Here is a 20,940-nt window from a genome sequence, read left to right as displayed (position 1 = left end):
GGGCACGCCCTTTCTTTAGCCGGTCTTCGACGCGAAAACCGGTTGCCGTGCGACTACTTGCGGCCGAGCAATTCGGCCCCCGCGCCTAGCGCCGGCCCCGCAGTAGGATCGATCGTGTCCGGCTTTTTCGCAATCAGCGTCTGCGTGGTGAGGATGAGTCCGGCGACCGAGGCCGCGTTGCGCACCGCGCTGTAACTGACCTTCACAGGATCGATGATGCCGGCCGCCTTCAGATCGACGAACGAACCCGTGCGCGCATCGAGGCCCATGTCGGGTTTCGCTCGCACCGCTTCGCCGACGATCGCAGTTCCGTCAAGGCCGCAATTCGTCGCGATGTGATACAGCGGTTTCGCGAGCACGCGTTGCAGCAACCTCACGCCCTGCTGCCTGCTGCCATGCGTCCGTGCAATGACGCCTTCGAGTTCGGAGGACACCCGCAGCAGCGCCATCCCGCCTCCCGGCACGACGCCCTCGGCGATCGCCGCGCGCGCCGCGTTGATCGCATCTTCGATCAGATGAAGGCGGCGCTTCTGTTCGACGGGCGTTGCTCCGCCCGCCAGAATGAGCGCAGTGCCACCCGATAGCTTGGCGAGGCGCACCTGAAACTTGTCCCGCTCCACATTCTCGGGGGCCATCTCATACTGGCGCGCCACCTGCTGGCGACGCGCGGCGACGGCGCCCGGATCGCCGCCGCCGGCTGAGATGATGGTCTGGTTCGACGATATGCGGACCTGCCGCGCGCTGCCGAGATCGCGCAATTCCGTGGCTTCGAGCCTGCCACCCAGATCCCGCGCGATCACCCGTCCGCCCGTGACGATGGCGATATCCTCGAGCATCGCTTTGCGCCAATGCCCGTACTCCGGCGGATGGATCGCCGCGACGGGACCGCCGCCCTTGTCCCGCCACGCGAGCAAGGTCATGACGCAAGCGGGCGCGACCTCTTCTGCGATGATCAGCAACGGGCGCTTGCTCTGCGAAGCGAGCGCCTGAAGCGCCGCCACTTCTTCCAGCGACTGCAGCCGCTGGTCGGTCATCAGAATAAGTGGGTTATCGAGCACCACCTGCATTCTTTCGATGTCCGTGACCATGTGATGGGAAAGGTAGCCGCGATCGAATGCCATCCCGTCGACGACTTCCAGACGCGTTTCGACGGTGGTGCCGTACTCGACGTCGACGATGCCATCGGGGCCCACGCGCTCCAGCGCTTCGGCAACCATCTTGCCGGTGACTTCGTCATTAGCTGCGACCACGGCAACCGCGCAGACCTCTTCAGTGCCGCGCAGCGGCGTCGCGGCACGCTTGAGCGCCGCGATCACCTCGTCCACCGCGATCTCCAGCCCCTGCACCAGTTCAACGGGGTTGGCGCCCTCGGCAAGGCACGCCAGCCCGTCCTGGACCAATGCGTCGGCGAGCACGGTGGCCGTGGTCGTGCCGTCGCCGGCAACCTCGTTGGTTTGTTTCGACACTTCGCGCACCACCTGCGCACCGATATTCTCGAATGGGTCTTCCAGTTCGATTTCGTTGGCGATGCTCACCCCGTCGCGCGAGATGATCGGCGAGCCGATCGGCCGGTCGATGATGGCGTTCATCCCGCGAGGGCCGAGCGTACCCCGCACCGCCTTGGCCAGCTTCGCGACTCCGCGGCCCAGCGCCAAACGAGCCTCGTCGTCATGCAGCATGATGTTCGGCATGATCCTGCTCCTCCTGTCCCAGTTATTCTGGATCGCTCTCTATTTCAAATGGACCCGGCTGTCTTCCCGGTCGTCTGTGCAAACCCGTCGTCGCGCTTCAAGTCGCCGGCACGAACGAAGCGCACCGGTTTGATGTCGCCCTGCGGCGCGCCTGCGTCTCCGTAACGCGCCGCCAGCAAGCCCCGGCACAATGCGCCGTTGAATTCCGCGTTGACGCCGATCCGCCGCAGCGCACGCAGGTAGCCGGGCAGTCCGTCGGCATCGAGCGATGCGCCGCTGCTGTCGACGAAGGCCAGTTCGTTGGCTCGCGCCGCATCGCTGGCGTGGTGCGCGACGACAAAGCGCCGCTCCAGATAGCGGCCGAGGAGCCGCGGGCTGGCGAGATGGTCCGGCAGTTCAGCGAGTTCCGCGACCTTCATGCGCACCGCCACCGCAGGTTCAAGGCCGTGTTCGAGCAGAGACGTCAGCAGGGCTTCCTGCCGCCGCTGAAAGGCCTTGATCAGGAACGTTCGGCGGACTTCTTCAAGTTCGCCGCTGGCCTCATCGCCAAAGGTGTGCTGAAACGACAGGCCCGCCGCCACGCCACGGTTGATTGCGTCGGCGTACATATGCTCGCCCAGCCCAACCGTGACCTTCGTCACCCACGGCAAGCCTGCTACGACGCGGCGCATGTCGTCGGCCATCAGGTACGCGAAGTTGGCGGCGCACCAGTACGTCGGCAGCCGGAAACCAATCTGGACGCCCCCGGCTGCATCCACGTCGACACGCGTCACAAAACCCAGCTCGGTCACCGGTTCGTCCAGTTCGGGATCGGTGACGGACTGGAGCTGGGCCCATACTTGCGCGGACCGATCGGCGGCGGGCCTTGCGGCCATGATGCTCATACGCCGACCGGCACCGGCTGCCGGGTCTCAACGAGCAGCTTCTTCTGCGCGTCGACGTCGATGCCGTACAGCCGCGCCGCATTGAGCCCGAGGATCTTCTTCTTGGCCGCAAGCGACAGTTGAACGCCCGTTTCCTTGCTCACGCTTTCCGGCAACTCGAACGCCATGAATTTCTCGATCAGCCATTTGGGCGACCAGATACCGTAGTCGCTGCCGTACAGGATCTTGTCCTCGCCGATCCAGAACAGCAGTTCCGAGATCACATGCGCGAAGTACTCGGGACGGGTGTGAATGAACGGCAACACCACCGCGAGACCACCGTAGACGTTGGTTTCCTGCGTCGCGATCCAGCAGAAATCGTCAAGACGCGGCAGGCCGCAATGTTCGACAATGAAGTTCAGGTTCTGGAAGCTGGTGGCCGCGTCGTCGACATCGGCAACGTCAAACGCGTCGCGGTTCAGCGGCAGGATAGTCGGGCCCTTGTGGACGTGGATGTTGCGGATGCCCAGCTTCTCGCAGCGTTCGAGGTATCGCTGCACGCCTGGGTCCGACAGCTTGTAGCCCTTGCTGTCGCCGCGCCATTCGGCCGTATAGAGCTTGACCCCCTGGATCTTGTAGAGTTCGGAAAGCTCATCCAGGCGATCGAGACCCGCCTCGCCGTCGCGCGGATCGAATGCGCCATTGACGATGAACCGGTGCGGGTACTTCTTCTTCAGCACATAGTTGCTTTCGGTCGTATTGAAACCGTTCTTGTAGAAGTCGATCAGATAGGTCGGCTGACAGATCGCCATATCGTCATAACCCGTGACGAACAGGTCTTCATACATGGCTTCCTCGCCGTACTTGTCGAACTTGTCCTTGGGCCACAAGTATTCCTTCGGGCTCAGGTTCGAGTGATACGCATAGAAGCAATCGATGAACTGCTGGCCATGTACGTTTTTCACGTTGGCCTTGCTGCCGTCCCATAGGTGGACGTGTCCGTCGATGATGAAAATCTCTTCACCGTCTGTGGTTCGATACATGGCTATTGTCTCCGTGGTTGTGTGCGCGGCCTTCCGCATAGGCAGGCGGCCGGCCGCGATTCGAGGTGGCACGGCGTGCTCATTCGTAGGCCATCGCGTCGTCCATATTGCCGAACAGGACGACCGTCTCGTCATCGATCATCACCATTCGCCCGTAGTGGGTCGAAGTGGATATCTCGAACAGATGCGGGGTCATTTCGCGACCTAGCGCTTCGCTGATCTCACCCATCTTGAATTCGATCTTGCCCTGCCCATCGATGCGAATCATCGCGGGCAGATAAGTCACCGTGATGCCGGGCTTGTGGCCCATCAGTTCGGCGATCGCACGCGCCTCGACGCTGTCATTCATCGTGACGCCGCATTGATGGGAAATCGTCTGCTCGAAGCGAACGTCCTTCATCGACTTGAAGATATTGTCGGTATGCACTGACATTGCGTACTCCTCTTGCGGTTAGGTCGTATGGGCAGGAAACCGCTCAGGCCTGAATTGCCAATGGAAAGTGGATGCCGATTTCTCTGGCGATCATCTCGGCCCGCTCGATCGAGTTGCTCAGACAATCGTTGAACTGCGCCGTTTTGACATGCGGGATCGACCAGATCGGCTGAAGCTGCTTCGCTGCGGAAGAGGCCAGCGCGCCGTGCTTTTCGAGCCATTCGCCGAACAGCTTGCGGTTGCTTTCGCCGTGCTTCGGATCGTTGGCAAGCATATGGAACAGTTCAACAGCGTTGGCCAGATTGCGCTCATAGTCGCCCTCTGCTGCGGACACCACCGTGGGTGTCAGGAAGTCGTTCTGCGCAGCGGCCACCTGCATGATGAAACCGCTACGAAACAGATCGGCAACCAGCGGCTCGAATACGACGTTCACTGCAAAGTACTTTTCGAGGAAGTCAGTCGCGCCGCCGATAGCCTCGACCGCCCGCCGCGTTTCCTGCCAGATCGGATCGGTCAGCCAATGCACCTTGCCGGCGTCGAGATCCACGTTTGGCAGGTCCAGTGCGATCTCGCCGAGGTAGAGAGTCAAGTCCTGAGCGAACCGCAGCTTGTACGATGCGTTCGTCAGAATCGCGCTGTTGATCATCTGCGTGTAGCCGTAGCGCTGCGCATGCATGGTTGAGGTGCCCAGACCGAACTCCGCATGCTTGTATGCGCCCAGATGCTGCTCCAGCACCTTGACCCAGGTCTTGTCGAAACGCTTCACCGCACCCGATCGCCGGGCGTTGTTGACGGCGGTTGTGATCATTCCGACGATCGTCGACTGCCGCTGATAGTGCGTACGTTCCCACTCTTCGTCGACTGCGCGGAACTTGTGCCAGTCGGTACATTGCGCTGCCGTCCACGTTTCCGAGTAGGTCGGTGTGCCATCCGCGAACGCGAGGATCCAGTCCTGAAGCAGATAGCGCTTCGGATCGGGCTGAACATCGACGGTCATGTCCTCGTAGTGGGTCGCCTTGCGCCCCTTCGGCTCGAAGTAGTTGTACTTGCGGCTCTCCCAGCCGGCAAACTGGGCCGCGCCGGCGGCGCCTGACTTCACCGGTGCTGATTGCTCTGGCAACGTGCTCATGTTGGTCCTCCTTCGTCCTTCAGTTATCGGAACTTCGATTGGGGGCGCCGGCAACGCGCCAGTCAGCGAATGGCCTGGGTGAACTTGTCGAAATAGAGCCGCTCGGGCGAGACACCCGCCATCTGCAGGACCGGTATCACCGCATCGATCATCGGCGGTGGTCCGCAGGTGTACGCGTCGATCTCCCCTTCAAGCGATTCCTCACGCAATGTGCGGCCTAGCACCTCGTGGATGAAACCCGTCTCGCCGGTCCAGTCGTCGCCCGGTTCAGCGTCCGACAGTGCCGGAATAAAGCGGAAGTCGGGCAGCCGATTTTCGAGTTCCGCGAACTCGTCCAGATAGAACAAGTCGCGACGACTTCGCGCGCCGTAGAAAAAACGGATCGCCCGTTGCTCGCCGCTTTCCAGGTGATCGTTGAGGATCGACCACAGCGGGGACATCCCTGACCCTCCCCCAACCAGCACCATCGGTCCCGGCTGGTCTTCACGCCGGAAACAGGTGCCGTATGGTCCCTTGGCCACCAGCCTGTCGCCGGCCTTCAGGCCGCCGTCCAATTGCGACGAGAACGCGCCATTCGGGTACTTCCTGATGATGAATTCGACTTTCCTCTCACCGTTCGGTGTGCTGGCCATCGAGAAAGACCGCGTAATACCGGGGCCCGGAAGCGTCAGGTCCACATATTGCCCAGCCCAGAAGCGCAGTGGCCGTGACAGATCCACTTCCAGCAACCGGATGTCGTGTGTCAGCGCGGTGATCCTCGTCAGCGTCGCGTCGAATTCGCCGACCGCTATCGAACGGCGCATCAGGTCTTCATCGTAGTTGAGCAGTTCGACCGTCAGATCGCTGTAGGCGAGTGTCCGGCACAACAGAATGTGATTGGTCTCGCGCTCATAATCAGGCAACGCGAATGTCGAGTACTTCTTCATCTCGACATCGCCTTCGACCAGCAGCGACTTGCAACTGCTGCACTGCCCCTCCTTGCAGCCATGCATCACCGAGATGCCCTGACGGAAAGCCGCATCGAGCACGGTCTCACCTTCCGCGACCGTCATTTCGACGCCGACCGGTTCGAACCGCACGGTATGAAATACCTTGTCGTCGCCCGCATCCGGCATGTCGCTCCCCTTCTCTTGCGTGTCGCTCATCGTGCGCTCCTGACACGCCCGAAACAGGCGCATCACCTGTTCCGGACGACGTCGCTGAGTCAGTTCACCGGGTTGATCCTGAACCCGGCGCGATAGTCGGCAATGTGCTTCTCACGCTGCTCCGGTGTCATGCCACGCAGCAGAACAATCGGGCTCTGGATCGTGTGTCCCTTGACGTGGTCCAGCGTCCACATGTTCTTGTCGTCGAACCGCAGATGCGGCTGTGGTACCAACGTCTTGCCGTCGCTGCGCACGAAACCGAGATCCTTGATGCAATCGGCGAGATCCCAGCCGTGGTAGCACTCTTCCCACTCGCGGCGTCCGCTGAAGCGTCCCATAGCAGGCGTCGGACGCCCCTCGTATTCGGAAGCGAACGCGACCTTGTGGGTCCAGCGGCACAACTCGGAGCAGTAGGTGTACAGCTGACCGTCCACTTCATCGACGACGAAGTCCTCGCGAATCAGACATGGCACGAGGCAACTCCAGCAGCGATGCGGATACACATAGCCGTTCTCCTGGTCGAACAGCATGTTGGTCTCGCCGGGCACGCTCTTCTTTGCATACCACTTCCAGAAGTCGCCGAATTCCGCGTACCAGCCGGGGTACTTGTGCTCGAACCACTCGAAGTCCTTTTCGGTTTGCGCTTCTATACGCCAGAAGTTGACCGGCCAGCCGACGGCAAAGAACTGCGCGACCTTGTGGACATAGTTCTGCTTGACGATGCGATCCCATGCAGCGGCGACATCGTCGTGATGGATCTTGATGCCGTACTTTTCCAGAGGAAGCATGTAGGTGCGGTAGTAATCCTCGTAGATCCACCGGTGCCACAACTCGGCGTACGATTCCTTGTTTTTGTCGCGATCCGCGGTGCCGTATTCGATGAACGTGCCGATTGCCGCATCGACGATCGCGTGGTTTTGCCAGAAGGCATAGCGAAGGTCGCGCTCCAGCAACAGGTGATTGTCCGGGTCGTTGATGATCGACATCACCAGGGAATGGCCGTTGCCGATATGCCGACTCTCGTCGGACTGCACCGACAGAAAGACCGTCGGCAAAGCATAGTCGCCGTTGCGCGCGGCTTCCGAAGGCATCGCCACGAACAGCGTGTTGGTAAAGGCCGTCTCCGCAACAACCTGCAGAAACACGTTGGCTGCCGTCACCGCATCACCCGTCAGGAAACCTTCCGCAAACTGACGGCCGATGGTGGTCGCATAGCACTTGCCGAATGCCGCTTCCGTAATATCGAACCCGGCGGGATCGATATAGTTTTCCATGTACCACTTCTTCAGATTCATCTGGATCGTCGAATGGCGGAATTCGTCGACCATCTGCATCGTGAAGCCGGTACGCAACTCTTCACCCGGCGCGAGCCGGCCGAGCATTGCCATGGAGCGCGCCGCCGAAATTTCCGGGAAAGGGATGATTGCCAGAAACAGCTTCATCCACTCGACCCAGCGCGGCTGGACGTTGCGAAACATGTCGCCGCGCAACGCCGCGTCGAGCGCGCCATAGACGCGGTTATCCTTTTCCTCCTGCATCGGGAAGTACGAGCGCAGCACCTGTTTCATCGGGTCGCGCGGCGCCTTGCTGATCTTGTAGTCCGTCGGGAAGGTCATCGCTTCCTGGACATAACTGGGCGTCCAGCCGAGATCGGCGACGCGGCGGGCAGCCTCACCGATACTGATTCCACGCTGGGACGTGATCTTATTGAGCGTTAATCCATCAGACATTGGGCTCTCCTGGTTCCACTTCACGATTACCGTCGAACGGCGATACTTCGGGCAGGGCCGCTTAGCGCAAGGCCACTAAAGGCAGTGGTCGGCTGATGCCGCGGCCGTAGTCAATTACACGAAAACGTGGCCGCAGCCGCTGGCGAAAATTGGCGGGAGCAAAGTTGAAAGCACGGGTGTCCAGATCCGTTCTTCATGAACGTGCCTCCTGTCGTTTTCATTTCGTGCTTCGGGACGTCAACGCTTTCCTGTCGACATCAGCCCAAAGAGCGATAAGCGTGCCATGTCGTTGCGCATCGTGATTGACAAGGCTCGGCGGCCTGAAGAAGCTCTAAGCAATCCTCTGCGAGCCTTCTCTGTCGTGTTATGCGACATTCGTGTTCGCCAGACCTGTCCGATGTTGGGACGCTTCTAATCCGTCGCGGCGCCTGTTTCCCCTTCTACGCATCGCCGGCTTAATGCGCAGGCCGCGATGTCTTTAAACCTGAATCTGATCGTCACGCACCATCGGCTTCACTAGCGGTCCGCTGAAGAACAGATACGTAATCCTTATTACACTCCGGACGCCCTGTTTCAACCAGACGAACCTGCTAGATGCCGGTGTACGACTCCACGCGTCAGAGCACGCCTGCAACGTGCTCAGACACAAAGCAGCTACGGGGCAACGCCTCGCCGGCTTTCTCCCTGATAGTTCATGCCGGGAGAAGTGTCGGCAGGTTGCCTGCCCTCGGCGACGAAGCGTGCAGCGAGAACCAGCGCGCCCATCGCGAAGTCCTTGCCGTAGGCTGCAATCATCGCGTCGGCGAGCGCGCCCAACCGCTCGAAAAACAGATCCTTGGACGGGTGTGGGTCGTTCATCGTCGTCTCCTTCGTTGTATGTGATGCCTCTCGCTGCGCGTTTACGCCGCACTGCGGAAGCGGAACAACACATCCGGCAAGAACACCAGAGCGAGTTCGCCCTCCTCCGTACCGAGCGCGAGGCGTTCTCCGTCGGGCGACCAGGCGATCGCGCTAACAGGACCGCGACCGGGATTCCTGATGAAGAGCGCATCATTGCTGCCCGGTTGACATAGCAGCACCGCACCGTTGTGATAACCCACCGCGATCAGCGGATGCGCGGGGTGACAGGCAACCTGGCTGACGGGCGTCTTGCCCGCCATGCCGCACTCATGCGGCTGTCCGTCGCGGCCGGGCGGATCGAAGCGCCAGCAGACGGCACGCAATCCGCCGCTTGTGGCGAGAAAGCGACCGTCCGCGGAAAACGACAGTGAGCGCGGTTGCCCAGGATAGCCACCCATTTCGATGTCGCCGACGTCGGAGAGACGCCATCCGTGCAGCGCGTTCTCCTCCATGCCGCTCACCAGATAGCGGCTGTCCGGGCTCCACGCGACGGTGCGGTGATAACCGGGCCACGTCAGACGGCAATGTTCATGCGTGTCAGCGGACCATAGCGTGACTCCGCCATGATGGGAGATGGCCAACTGCGCGCCGTCCGTATCGAAGGCAAGCGCGGTCGCCGAACCGGGCAACGTCAGCACCTCCGGCTTCGTCCCAGACAAGTGGACGCGGCGGCCGGTTGCATAGGCATAGCCTCCGGCTGAACGGGTCGTCACGAGGTCGATCCATTCGCCGCCCGTATCCACGAGTACTTCGCTGGCGCCATCGGCGGCGAGGTGGACAAGCCGGCCGTCGTCGCCGCCGCTGAGAAAGCCACCTGCGCAACTGGCGGCCAGCGCGAGACAGGTGCCGTCGTGCACGCTGAAACGTCTCAGCGGTGCGGGTGGCGCTAGCGCTTGCGTGAACTCGACACCGCCGTGCTCGCGCGGCGTGAGTCGCGGGCCACCGTCCCACGTGCCGGCAGCGAGCGCCAGCGTGCCGTCGCCCAGTGCGAATCCGGCGTATTGGCCCGCGGCGTCCCAAACAGCCGCCACCACAGGGGCCTCTGTTATCCAGCGCGCCCCAAGCAGGTCGATCAGAGTCGGCGGTGCGTTCATGAGTCGATCTCGCAGTATCGGATGCTCTCGCGCAGGTCGCGCCGGTCGAGGTTCCGACCGATGAACACCAAACGGCTGTCACGATGTTCGTCGGCTCGCCATGGCCGGTCGAAATCGGTGTCCATCGTCATGTGCACCCCGTGAAACACGAAGCGGCGCTCCGATCCCGCGAGGTCGACAATACCTTTCGTCCGCAACAGGTCCCGGCCTTGTTCGACCACCAGCTGCTGCAGCCACGAGAGGAAGCGCGTGCGCTCGAGAGGTGTATCGACGCGCAGCGACACGTTGTCTATCCCGTGACTGTGCCGTCCCAGATCGACAGCCGCACGCGGATTGACTGGAACATAGCGCCAGCTGCGCTCGCCGCGCGCAAACTCGCTGCCTCCAGGTTGGGGTGCGGCCAGATGCAGACGCTTGAGATCGAACGCACCGCGATCGAGCAGCGTCGAAAGCGCAACCGCGCACCTGACGCCCTGCAGCATCTCGGCAGTCGGGTTGATGCGGTGGATGGCCTCCTTCACCGAGGCGAGCTCCGCTGTGCCGACAAGGTCGGCCTTATTGAGCAGCACGACGTCAGCTTGTGCGAGTTGCTCCGCTGCCTCCCGACTATCGGCCAGATGCATATGTAGATGACAGGCATCCGCGACGCAAATCACGCTGTCGAGCCGGGTGTGTTGACGGATGAGGTCGTCGACGAAGAACGTCTGAACGACGGGCGCGGGGTCCGCGAGGCCGGACATTTCAATCAGGATCCCGTCGAAACCGCTCTTGCGCCTGATCAGCCCCGACACCACGCGGATCAGATCACCACGCACCTTGCAACAGACGCAACCGTTGTTCAGTTCGACGACCTCGTCTTCAGCGCCCACGACCAGGCCGCCATCGATACCGATCGCGCCGTACTCGTTGACAATCACCGCATAGCGCCGGCCATGCTGCTCGCGCAGAATGCGATTGAGAAGCGTGGTCTTGCCGGCGCCGAGAAACCCGGTGAGAACCGTAATCGGGATCCGGTTCATTGCCAGTCCCGCCCGTTCGCACGCGGCACCGTCGCGTCGAAATCGGCCAGTTCGCTCTCGAGCCGGCCACGCTCGGATTCGATCGCCTGCAAGCTGCGCTCGGCATCGCGCAGTCGCTCCCGTAATTGCGCGATATCGTGCGTTTCATCGGGCGACGCGCCTTCGCGCTTCCCGGATTCCAGCGCACACGCCAGTTCGATCTCCGCGCCCGCGCGACGGCTCTCGCCGCGCAAGTGTCGGGAGTTGACGTCGGTCAATGCGATGACCAGACGCACGCGCTCGAAAAATAGGGGCGTTATATTTCTCTGTGATATCACGGCCGTTCCCCTTAAGACCTATCCGCTACGGAATCAGCACAGCCCTGCCCTTCACCTTGCCATGGTGCAGGTCTTTGAGCGCCTGGTTCGCCTCACTCAGACGGTATTCGCGGGTGGCCAGATGGACCAGTCCACGATCGGCGAGCGCCATCAACTCGACGAGTTCGGGATAGGTGCCGACCAGGTTGCCAACAATGGTCTTCTCGCTGGTGATCATGTCGATCGTCGGCAACTCGATCTTCCCGCCATAGCCGACGATGTAGTAGAACCCGGCGTTGCGGGTCATCGCGAGGCCCTTGGCAATCGCATCGCCTTCGCCGACGAAGTCGATGACCGCCTCTGCGCCGTTGCCGCCCGTCAACTCCAGAACGCTCGCCACCTCGTGGCCGTCGGCCTTGATCGTGTGGTGCGCACCGCATTCCTTCGCAAGTTGCAACGCGACGTCGGAGCGGTCGACCACAATGATTTCGGCCGCGCACAAAGCCTTCAACACCTGGATGCCGATGTGTCCCAGACCGCCGGCGCCGATCACCACTGAGAACTGACCCGGCAGCAGATGACGCGATGCCTTTTTGGCAGCGCGATACGCAGTCAGCCCGGCGTCGGTGTAAGGCGCGACGTCCTTCGGCGCAAGCGATTTCGGCAACCTGATCAGTGAGCGTTCGCCCGTCAACAGGTACTGGGCGTAGCCGCCGTTGGCGTTGATGCCGGGAAACCGGCTGTCCGTCGCATGCATATCGTCGCCGCGCCGACATGCAAGACAATGCCCGCTTGTCACCAGCGGATGGCAGATCACCGCATCGCCAACCTTCACGCTCTCGACACCACTTCCCACCGCTTCGACCCAGCCGGCATTCTCATGCCCCATGATATAGGGCAGCGCCACGTCCACTTTGCTGCGCCAGATACCCTCCACCACGTGCAGATCAGTCCGGCAGACACCAGCGCCACCGATACGCACGATAACGTCCGTAGTTCGTTCGATCTTCGGATCGGCGACATCTTCGTAGCGCACGAACTCGTCGCGGCTCAACGACTCGTCGTACTGATGCAGGACAGCAGCTTTCACGTTGTATCTCCTCCAGGCAGGCGTTGAACGGGCGACCTGCGGACCATTGGGATCGCCTCTTCGTGAGTCAGGATTGTTATCACGATGTATCTCGATCTTTGTGAAGACGGGAGCCCCGACTGCGGCGCACAGAAGATCCGACGCAATCAGGACACCGTCAGCCCATCCTTCCGGGAGATGAAATGACGCCCACTTACTGTCGGCGACCCCGTGCAGACGGACAGTGCGTACATGTCAATCCATGCTGGAGCGAAAGCAGCACCCATTAGTTTCCGCCCCGACTGCCTGCACTCGACAAGCAAGGTTCGAGTTTCAGCGTTGGGTGGAAATAACTGCCGGACTCTCGTTCCCTACAACTCTTGCGATCTTTCTCGAGTCGGTCATCATGCAACGTCTGTGCCAATGACGACGCAATCGCCACATGCGGCGCCATTGACATGAAGCGCAAGGGAAACCACACGTGGATGACAAACGTGACTCTGCAACGCCGCTGACCAATGTCGCAAAATCGGACGCCTGGAAGACCCCAGAGCGCCGCATGTGTTTTAAATTGGGACGTTGCGCATCCCAAGTCTCTGACGTGATGGAATAGAACCGCGCGCGCAAGATAGTTGCATACGCTTCTATGTCTCGTCGGCCGGAGCGGCAGCGCGCTCTTACGGGCCGGACAATCTACGTGACCAACGAAGTCAATCGGATAGCAGAACCGCTTTTGTGCTCCGATACGATCGACTATTTGCTGACACGGAACCTTCGGCTTCTGTTGCGCAATTGTTGTCGAGCGGCGGCGAGCGCCTAACGCTCAAAGCGTAAGACTCCAGAAACGGGCACTCGCCAACGTGGCCTAGGTCGTTGACAATCGGCTTGCTCCTGCGTTTGGATAAAGCATCACACTTGCAGCAACCCTCAATGTTGAGGAACGTTAATGCCTTCAGAAATAGACGCTCTTGCCCAAATGCTTGATCAGGCGGAAGCACTGCTTCCCTCCTACGGACAGGTTCGATGCGCGGAATGGTTGACCAAGGACGCGAGGCTGATTCGCTCTTTGGATGGCTATGGACTCGAACATTTGCTTTCCGCATACGGAGGAATGGGGAGCCTGAACGACGTCGTTTTGCAGCGAAGTAATGGTGGCGCCGGAGTGCTGCTCGACGTGTGCGACAAGGGGCTTTTCGATAAGCTTCGTAGCGAAATTTACGATCTTGCGAGGAGACTGAGAACGGGAAAATCGAAATGACTCAGCGTTACAGCTCGGAAACCTTGCAAAGAACGGCGAGGCTCATCCAAGAGCGCTTTAACATGTCGGCTGCCCGCTCGGAGCAATTGGCTGCAGAAGCGCTGAACGGGATCGACGCACACGGTCTCGATCCTGACGATTGGAATACTGTTGCGGCCACTGTTGATGTCGTCGTTCGAACCTGGATTTCTGGCGATGCTGGTCAATAGGCAAGTCATTACCGAAAGACGATGAATTCGACAGCGCGGATTAAGTCCTCAACTCGGCCAAGTTCCGTATTGGGAATCTCCGCACGACAATCTGCTCGCACTGTTCGTAAAGCATCGCGAAGCGCACCCCAATCGTCCGTTAGGCCACTTGTCAGTGGCCATGCGGAGAGCAGATGTCGCAAAGGGCGAACGGCACGACGTTCGCACCACGCATCAAATAGCTCGGAGCATCCTGTGTTGATCTCTTCTGGGGACGTGGATCGGTCGGTAAGCAATCACTTTTGTTGACTATGCTGGCAATGATGCAATATTTGAATGGCCGCTGCTGGATACGACGAAGGTCCCTTACGGGGTCGACTTCCGACAACCCTACGTGACAAATCGCGGCGACGGCAGGCTACATCTCATAGCGCCACGTCGCCAACCTCGCGACGCAATTGTCGTGTATTCCGCGAACAATCGGAGACTGATAATCCAGTCGCCCCCCCGTCGGTGAATAGCATTGCTAGTTCGCCAGCGTCCTGCAGCAGTTCGATAGCCCAAACGGTCGTTGCGAGTTCTACGGACACACGGCATAGCCGTATGCTTTCAAACCAATCAAGCGAGACGCGTTTGGCAGACAACCAGACCTCCGCGTCATTTTCAACGGCTCACTTCATCGCATCGATCCGACGCTCCGCGTCGAAACGCGCCTCTTCGATCGCCTGCTCTGGGGTTGCCGCTGGCGTTTCAGGGTTTTTCCAGTAGATGGGCGGCTTCGTCAACGTGTATGCCCAGTCCCACCTTCCGTCCTTTTGTTGCGTCACATAAACGCTATAGGTGACTTCTTTGTACGAGAAATTGTTGCTGGTCATGACAGTCTCGCCACGGGTTTTGGATAAATCCTAGCATGACTGCCTATTACAACGAGATCGACCCATACGCCGCGCCGTGGCTGCGCAACCTGATAAAGAGCACCAGCATATGAGCGATCCATACGTCATCGACGGAGCCACGCAGATTTGATTCAGTTGCGGCCGCACGAGCGGCTACATGCTGCATCAGATCCTCGAAGCGAACGGCGGCCTGCCCGATGACTGCATCGTTTCGTACCAGAACACTGGCAAGGAGCGCGAAGAAACGATCGATCGCCCTCCGCGGAGCTGCAGCACGAAGCAGCGTTCTACGCGAAACAGATTCCGCTCGACCTCCAACAAACGGAAGGCGACGAAGCACTGGTCGACCACATGTGCGGCGACCGATCTAACCGCAAGGACAACGACAGCATGAACGAACAGAAAGTACTGGCGCGAGGCCGTTTCGCGGCGCTTTTCCGAAGCCGGCTCACGGAGACCGAATCATCGGCAAATCTGAGCCGTTTCGAGGAATCCGTACCCGTGCCCTATCCGGAGTTGTTGTCGCACCACTGCATCGCCCAACGCTGCGCCGCTTCGATCGCGTCCGCGTCGGAGGGATAGTCACCGAGGTCGCCCGAATATTTCACTTCGACGGAATCTCCGGTCGCCGAGGCGCGCCGGTAGATCTTTGCTCGAGCGTAGTAACGGCCGCCTTCATCAAGAGGCGACGCGTTGATGTGAAACTCCCTATAGTCGAATTGCATGGCCGCCTCCGAAAAGTTGCTCTACTTGTCGTCGCGCTGGATAAGCTGCGGCCGGCCCGCCGCATCTGGACCCATGTTCACCAGGTTATTTCGGTAGTCACAGTCGCGACAAATAAAAAAGAATCCGCTTTCGTCGATTTGGGCTTCGACCTGATTGAACGAGAAGCGCGCATTGCAGTTTCGGCAAGTCCACATGGCTATCTCCGCCGCCGTTTGCGCCGCTTGGGTGGTTGCCTCCGAGGGTCGGCGCGGCAATTCAGGACTCTTGTTCTTTAAGCAGCTTGTTAGCAAGGGCGCGCGCTCCAGCTCAATGTTGCCCCGCGTTCAGCAGCACCCAGACTTGTTTTCGCGGCTCGCCTTTGAGGATACGCGCAAATGCGGCGCCGCATCGCGTGCAGGTGTAGTGCTGCGCGACCTGGGCGTCTTTCACTGCCCCGGCTCCGACCAGAGTCAACGTGTCGTGAGGACGGACGTCGCGGCAGCGACCGCTATTGAGGCGCCAGTTCTCCAAACCAGTACGATGCGGTGACACCACCGTCCATCAGAACGTCGCTGCCAGTGATGAAAGCGCCTTCGCGCCCCATCAGCAGCGCCACAACATTTCCAACCTCGTCCGGCGTGCCAGCACGTTTCGCCGGGCAGCCGTCGATCATGCGTTGATAGCCTGCGCCGCGTGGACCAGACAATTCGTCTTTCGCCAGCGGAGTCATGATGATGCCGGGACTAATCGTATTGACCCGCGCGCCGCGCTTGCCCCAACGAACAGCCTCGAACATCACGCGTAGAGAGTTTGCCCGCTTGGATAGCTGATAGGCATGGAGAGAATCCTTCACCTGATCGAGCCGAAGTAGCTTCAGATTGAGAAGGTCTTCAACGGGCGTCGTCGCCAGGGCGTTGTTCTGTTCCGTCGTCAGCGGAGGCAGACGATGCCCGGATTGCGATGCGATGTCAACAGAGCCAGAATGATAACGCCAGCAAAACGTTTCATATTTCGTGGGTGGATATTACGGACGAGCGAGAGCGGCCAGTAACTCGGCGAGGTTTCCTTGCCCTGCAGAGGCTTCGAGCAGACCAAGGTAGACGCGGTTGTATAGTTGGTCTTGACGGGGGACAGGAAGATCGAAGCGAGTACGGACGATGGCCTGCGCAGCATGATGCGCGGCGCTTGCAATCTGTTGAGCAGTCTCTTTGTCCATGTCTGCGCTAACGGCGCAGCAGGACAAAACTTGAAGTGTGAATTGGACAATTTGCGGGCGTCCGACTTTTTAACCGGAAATGGCGCACCCAAGAAGAAAGGCCCGCGAATCGGCGGGCCGAGCTATCTCGCAGCATAAAGGAACGCCAACCCTCTTGGGTCGGCGTTTTGCTTGGGGTATTGCTGGTATCAGAACTGGTTCATGGTGTTGTCTTTGCCTGCTGCCTTCAGGGCTGCTTCGCCGCTGAAATACTCCTTGTGGTCGTCGCCGATGTCCGAGCCGGACATGTTCTGATGCTTGACGCAGGCGATGCCCTGACGGATCTCCTTACGCTGCACGCCGGCCACATAACCCAGCATGCCCTGGTCGCCGAAGTACTCCTTCGCCAGGTTGTCGGTCGACAGTGCGGCGGTGTGGTACGTCGGCAGCGTAATCAGGTGGTGGAAGATACCTGCTTCGCGCGACGCGTCGGCCTGGAAGGTCCGGATCTTTTCGTCGGCGAGCTTCGCCAATTCGGTCTGGTCGTATTCCACGCTCATCAACTGGGCGCGATCGTATGCCGATACATCCTTGCCCGCGGCCTTCATCGCGTCATACGTCTGCTGACGGAAATTCAGGGTCCAGTTGAACGAAGGGCTGTTGTTGTACACCAGCTTGGCGTTCGGGATGACCTTGCGAATCTCGCTGACCATGCCGCCGATCTGGGCGATGTGCGGCTTTTCGGTTTCGATCCACAGCAGGTCAGCGCCGTTTTGCAGCGCGGTGATGCAATCCAGTACGCAGCGTGCTTCGCCCGTGCCGGCGCGGAACTGGAACAGGTTACTAGGCAGGCGCTTGGGACGCAGCAGCTTGCCGTCACGCTTGATGATGACGTCGCCATTGCCCAGTTCGTCGGCCGACAACTCTTCGCAATCGAGGAAGGAATTGTATTGGTCGCCCAGGTCGCCCGGCGTGCTGGTCACGGCGATCTGCTTGGTCAGGCCGGCGCCCAGAGAGTCGGTACGGGCCACGATGATGCCGTCGTCCACGCCCAGCTCCAGGAAGGCGTAGCGGATGGCGCGAATCTTGGCAAGGAAGTCCTCGTGAGGCACGGTGACTTTGCCATCCTGGTGGCCGCACTGCTTCTCGTCGGACACCTGGTTTTCGATCTGAATGCAGCATGCGCCTGCTTCGATGAACTGCTTGGCCAGCAGATAGGTTGCTTCCGCGTTGCCAAAACCCGCGTCGATGTCGGCGATGATGGGCACGACATGGGTGACGTGGTTGTCGATTTTTTCCTGGATGGCGGCCTTGGCAGGGCCTTCAGCAGCATCCAGCTGGCGGAACAGGCCGCCCAATTCACGGGCGTCGGCCTGGCGCAGGAAGGTGTACAGCTCGCGGATGAGCGCGCTGACGGAGGTTTTTTCGTGCATCGACTGGTCCGGCAGCGGGCCGAACTCGGAGCGCAGCGCGGCCACCATCCAGCCGGACAGGTAAAGGTAGCGGCGCTCGGTGCTGTTGAAGTGTTTCTTGATCGAGATCATCTTCTGCTGGCCGATGAAGCCATGCCAGCAGCCCAGCGACTGGGTGTACTTCGACGGGTCGGCATCGTAGGCGGCCATGTCGGCGCGCATGATTCTGGCGGTGTACCTGGCGATGTCCAGGCCCGTCTTGAATTTGTTTTGAGCACGCATGCGCGCGGCATACTCGGGGTTGATGGCATTCCAGGCGCTGCCGTGATTCTCTTTCAAACCAGCAACTGCCTTGATGTCGTCTTGATATTGGGCCATGTGTATCTCCTAAGAGCAAAGCGCGTTTGTCTAAATGATTCAGCGTGTCGCTACGTCTTTCGAAGCGAGCTGCATGACTAGATAGTAGCGCCGTCTTGGCAGAGTCTTATATAAGACATAAGACATAATTTACTATTATATTTCAAGGAGATACGTTCCAAATTTTGCGATGTAAAACATGTTTTCAAGCGGCAAAATGATGATCGCGCGGAAACTCGATGTAAATCCCGCAATGTGAAACGCACTTTCGCTGCCGGAGACGGGACAGCCACCGATGTCTTGACCAATGATCGCTAGCGGGATGATTTTGCAGACGTCTGTTTTCGAAGAGCCGATCCGACGCGCGATCACACGCGCTGCAGAAGCCGCCAGCTTTAACCGTGCGGGGACATCGCTCAGCTGTAGCCATTCGTGTCAACGATCGACAAAGCTGTGTTGAATGTTCCAAACTGCCCGATCCGGCTCGGTCGACTGGCCGACTCGCTTCACCAGCAGCCGCAGTATGATCAGTCCATTGCCCGTCTGGGGACCCAATGGGCATCTACGACCTGTACAAGCCGTTCCGCAATCAGCTGAGACCGCTCGCGCTGCGCTTATCCCTCGAGCGCATCTGGGCCTGTCAGCGCTTGGCTGATGTCTCAGGCGTAGTGAAAATTTCGGTTCGCCAAGGGCAATGGTTCGAACTCTATGTCTGGGAGCTTCATCTGCTGTGCCGCGAAATCCTGCTGCACGCCGATGACAGCGACGACACTTTGTTCAGCGTCGAAAGCCTTCTCGAACTGGTGAACCATGTCCGGCGAATCGACCAGGGCATCTCCGAGCGCAGTGTCACCTCGAGCGAAAGTGCGATGAGCGCTCTTCATCCGCTGATCCACTAACAGGTGCGCTGGCAGCATGTCAATCATGGAGCCGCGATCTTTCGCGCGTAGCACGTGCGCCCGAGAAGATCTGAGGCCGTCAATCCGTGATAACTGTCTCCTTATCACGGCAATCACGCTTGCGATGATCGGTGATCGGACCGGTGTCGACCCATCCCAGCCGTTCGTTGCTGCACATGACCGATGGCTGTTAGCGGAGTGGAACGGTCATTCCGCGCCGGCACTCGCCGACAAGTCATCGGCCTTTGCAGACATTGGGGAGGTCTGGGTTCTATGTCAGCAACGTGGCAGGTTGTTGACGCTGGCGGCACCGAGCAGCCGGACGGCAGCTTCCCGCATCAGAGAATTCACGCTCTCGACCCTGACCCGTCACCCTGGCTCCGTGCGCCGCAATGACAGCTTCCGGGGCGCAACGGACACTCTCCTCTCCGAGTTGGTCGACAAGTTGTCGGCCAAACCCGCCGTTGGCACGAGCATCGGCCAACGGCTGCTGTGATCAGCATTGCCGACGTCGGCCCCGCGACAAGTTCGAACGGCGGCTTGGTTCCCGTTGGGAGGTCAGCAGACGACCCTCTCCGGCCGCTCGAGCCCGCGAAAGGGAATTGGCGGCTTCCAAGGTAAAAGCGTAGATTGTCAATTATGACTGCCCCCCGTGCGACAACTATCATGGCCGGTCCGTGATTAGCCACATTAAGGTTGCCCCGCAGCACACGGAGCCTCTTGATGGACCTGCCGGCTCGTCACTTCAGGTCCGAGTTCGGGAAAATATGTGACCCCGTTTCCCGTTTCTGCTCACCCTGAGATTAGGAGAAGGCATGCGTATCTACTTTCAGAGCACATCGATCCCGACACGGGCCGCCGATCGGCTCAAATACCGCCTTTCGCTAAAGGAATCCCAGGCGCGACAGGTGACCTCCGAGGTCTTCGGCTATAAAGACTGGGCCGACCTCCACAGCAAGCTGGGCACCAAAGCAGCCTCCGCGCTCGATGAGGCATGTGACGGCGCGACAGTAACCGAGAGGCGCGTATATCAGGCGTCGCAATTGGCCGCATCGTTAGTTGATCTTCACGGTGAATCCGCGGACGACTTTGTCCGATGGTGGCGACCATCGGCCGCGCATGCGCAAGAAGAGTGCGGGGACCGGCCACAAACGCCGTTCGCAGGCTCAAAGGATGATCTGAATTTCCAAGACGCGCTGAGCACGCTGGCACACGCCGCCCACGATCCCGTTGGCCACTTCGAACTAGCGCTCATCGCTGGCATACACGGAACGAAAAACGAGAGCTCGTTGAGGTTTGTAGAATCGCTTGCTGATGAGTTGCTAAGCGGCAACCGAACCCGAGAGCCGGAAGTGGCCCGTCACCTCCTCGAGGCTTTGGCGGCGCGAGGGCTGCCCCGGTCAATACTTAACCTCGCGACGAGTTTGACGCTTGGCGACGGTGGCCCAAAAGACGAAAACAGAGCCGCTGATTTGCTCAAGCAGTGGCTGAATCTGCTTCAACTCCCGATGAGCTGAAGCGGATTGCCGAATCACGCCTAGTCTCACTGTGTCATAAAAAGGTGTTTGCAGCAAAGTGATACCTGGTAGTATTGAATAATACATACTTCGAGCGACCG

At 59.8% G+C, this 20,940-nt stretch carries 20 protein-coding genes and 1 pseudogene; 5 read left to right on the top strand and 16 right to left on the bottom strand.

Going from position 1 to position 20,940, the window contains the following annotated elements:
* Positions 1–53: 53 nt before the first annotated feature.
* The 12 genes from SB822_RS27075 to SB822_RS27020 all read right to left on the bottom strand — a co-directional run bounded on the left by SB822_RS27075 (position 54) and on the right by SB822_RS27020 (position 12,433).
* A complete protein-coding gene (locus SB822_RS27075) occupies positions 54–1,691 on the bottom strand; it encodes a molecular chaperone GroEL (RefSeq protein WP_079487332.1) in 1,638 nt (545 codons plus the stop codon).
* Positions 1,692–1,735: 44 nt separating this feature from the next.
* Positions 1,736–2,575, bottom strand: coding sequence for a metal-sulfur cluster assembly factor (locus SB822_RS27070; RefSeq protein ID WP_410856061.1), 840 nt, complete (start codon positions 2,573–2,575; stop codon positions 1,736–1,738).
* On the bottom strand, positions 2,572–3,597 hold the full coding sequence (locus tag SB822_RS27065; protein WP_079487334.1) for an amidohydrolase family protein: 1,026 nt from the start codon (positions 3,595–3,597) through the stop codon (positions 2,572–2,574). Before SB822_RS27065 ends, SB822_RS27070 begins: the two co-directional genes overlap by 4 nt.
* Before the next feature lie 79 nt (positions 3,598–3,676).
* A complete protein-coding gene (locus SB822_RS27060) occupies positions 3,677–4,030 on the bottom strand; it encodes an MmoB/DmpM family protein (RefSeq protein WP_007590215.1) in 354 nt (117 codons plus the stop codon).
* Between the two features lie 43 nt (positions 4,031–4,073).
* On the bottom strand, positions 4,074–5,159 hold the full coding sequence (locus SB822_RS27055; RefSeq protein WP_007590210.1) for a toluene hydroxylase: 1,086 nt from the start codon (positions 5,157–5,159) through the stop codon (positions 4,074–4,076).
* A gap of 62 nt (positions 5,160–5,221) precedes the next feature.
* A complete protein-coding gene (locus SB822_RS27050; RefSeq protein WP_410856060.1) occupies positions 5,222–6,304 on the bottom strand; it encodes an NADH:ubiquinone reductase (Na(+)-transporting) subunit F in 1,083 nt (360 codons plus the stop codon).
* Positions 6,305–6,363: 59 nt separating this feature from the next.
* Positions 6,364–8,034 (bottom strand): aromatic/alkene/methane monooxygenase hydroxylase/oxygenase subunit alpha, encoded by a 1,671-nt coding sequence (locus tag SB822_RS27045; protein WP_007590207.1) that lies wholly within the window; start codon positions 8,032–8,034, stop codon positions 6,364–6,366.
* Between the two features lie 654 nt (positions 8,035–8,688).
* The gene (locus SB822_RS27040; protein WP_007590206.1) at positions 8,689–8,892 is read right to left on the bottom strand and encodes a hypothetical protein; all 204 of its coding nucleotides are present in this window, start codon (positions 8,890–8,892) and stop codon (positions 8,689–8,691) included.
* 41 nt (positions 8,893–8,933) lie between these two features.
* Positions 8,934–10,028: a WD40 repeat domain-containing protein gene (locus SB822_RS27035; protein WP_410856059.1), complete on the bottom strand. Its 1,095-nt coding sequence runs from the start codon at positions 10,026–10,028 to the stop codon at positions 8,934–8,936.
* On the bottom strand, positions 10,025–11,047 hold the full coding sequence (locus tag SB822_RS27030; RefSeq protein ID WP_007741900.1) for a CobW family GTP-binding protein: 1,023 nt from the start codon (positions 11,045–11,047) through the stop codon (positions 10,025–10,027). Before SB822_RS27030 ends, SB822_RS27035 begins: the two co-directional genes overlap by 4 nt.
* Positions 11,044–11,322 (bottom strand): hypothetical protein, encoded by a 279-nt coding sequence (locus SB822_RS27025; RefSeq protein ID WP_122984813.1) that lies wholly within the window; start codon positions 11,320–11,322, stop codon positions 11,044–11,046. The genes SB822_RS27030 and SB822_RS27025 overlap by 4 nt, the downstream gene beginning before the upstream one ends.
* 67 nt (positions 11,323–11,389) lie before the next feature.
* The gene (locus SB822_RS27020; protein WP_007741897.1) at positions 11,390–12,433 is read right to left on the bottom strand and encodes an NAD(P)-dependent alcohol dehydrogenase; all 1,044 of its coding nucleotides are present in this window, start codon (positions 12,431–12,433) and stop codon (positions 11,390–11,392) included.
* 925 nt (positions 12,434–13,358) lie between these two features.
* Here SB822_RS27020 and SB822_RS27015 point away from each other — a divergent pair.
* Together SB822_RS27015 and SB822_RS27010 are read left to right on the top strand one after the other, a co-directional pair.
* Complete coding sequence (locus SB822_RS27015) at positions 13,359–13,670, top strand: DUF6966 domain-containing protein (RefSeq protein ID WP_410856058.1); 312 nt, start codon at positions 13,359–13,361, stop codon at positions 13,668–13,670.
* A complete protein-coding gene (locus SB822_RS27010; protein WP_079500870.1) occupies positions 13,667–13,879 on the top strand; it encodes a hypothetical protein in 213 nt (70 codons plus the stop codon). The genes SB822_RS27015 and SB822_RS27010 overlap by 4 nt, the downstream gene beginning before the upstream one ends.
* Before the next feature lie 650 nt (positions 13,880–14,529).
* Here the strand turns inward: SB822_RS27010 and SB822_RS27005 are convergent.
* Positions 14,530–14,733 (bottom strand): hypothetical protein, encoded by a 204-nt coding sequence (locus SB822_RS27005; protein WP_007590196.1) that lies wholly within the window; start codon positions 14,731–14,733, stop codon positions 14,530–14,532.
* 178 nt (positions 14,734–14,911) lie between these two features.
* Here SB822_RS27005 and SB822_RS27000 point away from each other — a divergent pair, with 178 nt between their 5' ends.
* Complete coding sequence (locus SB822_RS27000) at positions 14,912–15,148, top strand: hypothetical protein (protein WP_007590193.1); 237 nt, start codon at positions 14,912–14,914, stop codon at positions 15,146–15,148.
* A gap of 112 nt (positions 15,149–15,260) precedes the next feature.
* On the opposite strand, the gene SB822_RS26995 is transcribed toward SB822_RS27000, so the two are convergent.
* The 3 genes and pseudogenes from SB822_RS26995 to SB822_RS26985 form a co-directional block, all read right to left on the bottom strand.
* Positions 15,261–15,479 carry a hypothetical protein gene (locus SB822_RS26995; protein ID WP_007590192.1) on the bottom strand — a complete coding sequence of 73 codons (219 nt, stop codon included), beginning with the start codon at positions 15,477–15,479 and terminating at the stop codon, positions 15,261–15,263.
* Between the two features lie 488 nt (positions 15,480–15,967).
* Positions 15,968–16,426: pseudogene (locus tag SB822_RS26990) on the bottom strand (SDR family oxidoreductase); the annotation flags it as partial.
* Positions 16,427–16,863: 437 nt separating this feature from the next.
* Complete coding sequence (locus SB822_RS26985) at positions 16,864–18,444, bottom strand: isocitrate lyase (protein WP_410856057.1); 1,581 nt, start codon at positions 18,442–18,444, stop codon at positions 16,864–16,866.
* A 533-nt stretch (positions 18,445–18,977) separates the two neighbouring features.
* On the opposite strand from SB822_RS26985, the gene SB822_RS26980 reads away from it, so the two are divergent.
* Positions 18,978–19,322: a hypothetical protein gene (locus SB822_RS26980; RefSeq protein WP_007741876.1), complete on the top strand. Its 345-nt coding sequence runs from the start codon at positions 18,978–18,980 to the stop codon at positions 19,320–19,322.
* A gap of 815 nt (positions 19,323–20,137) precedes the next feature.
* Positions 20,138–20,839: a hypothetical protein gene (locus SB822_RS26975; protein ID WP_410856056.1), complete on the top strand. Its 702-nt coding sequence runs from the start codon at positions 20,138–20,140 to the stop codon at positions 20,837–20,839.
* Positions 20,840–20,940 lie beyond the last annotated feature (101 nt).

It is taken from the genome of Paraburkholderia sp. SIMBA_054, from assembly GCF_046534875.1.
Classification (GTDB): Bacteria; Pseudomonadota; Gammaproteobacteria; order Burkholderiales; family Burkholderiaceae; genus Paraburkholderia; species Paraburkholderia hospita.
This window is presented reverse-complemented; position numbering and strand designations above follow the sequence as displayed.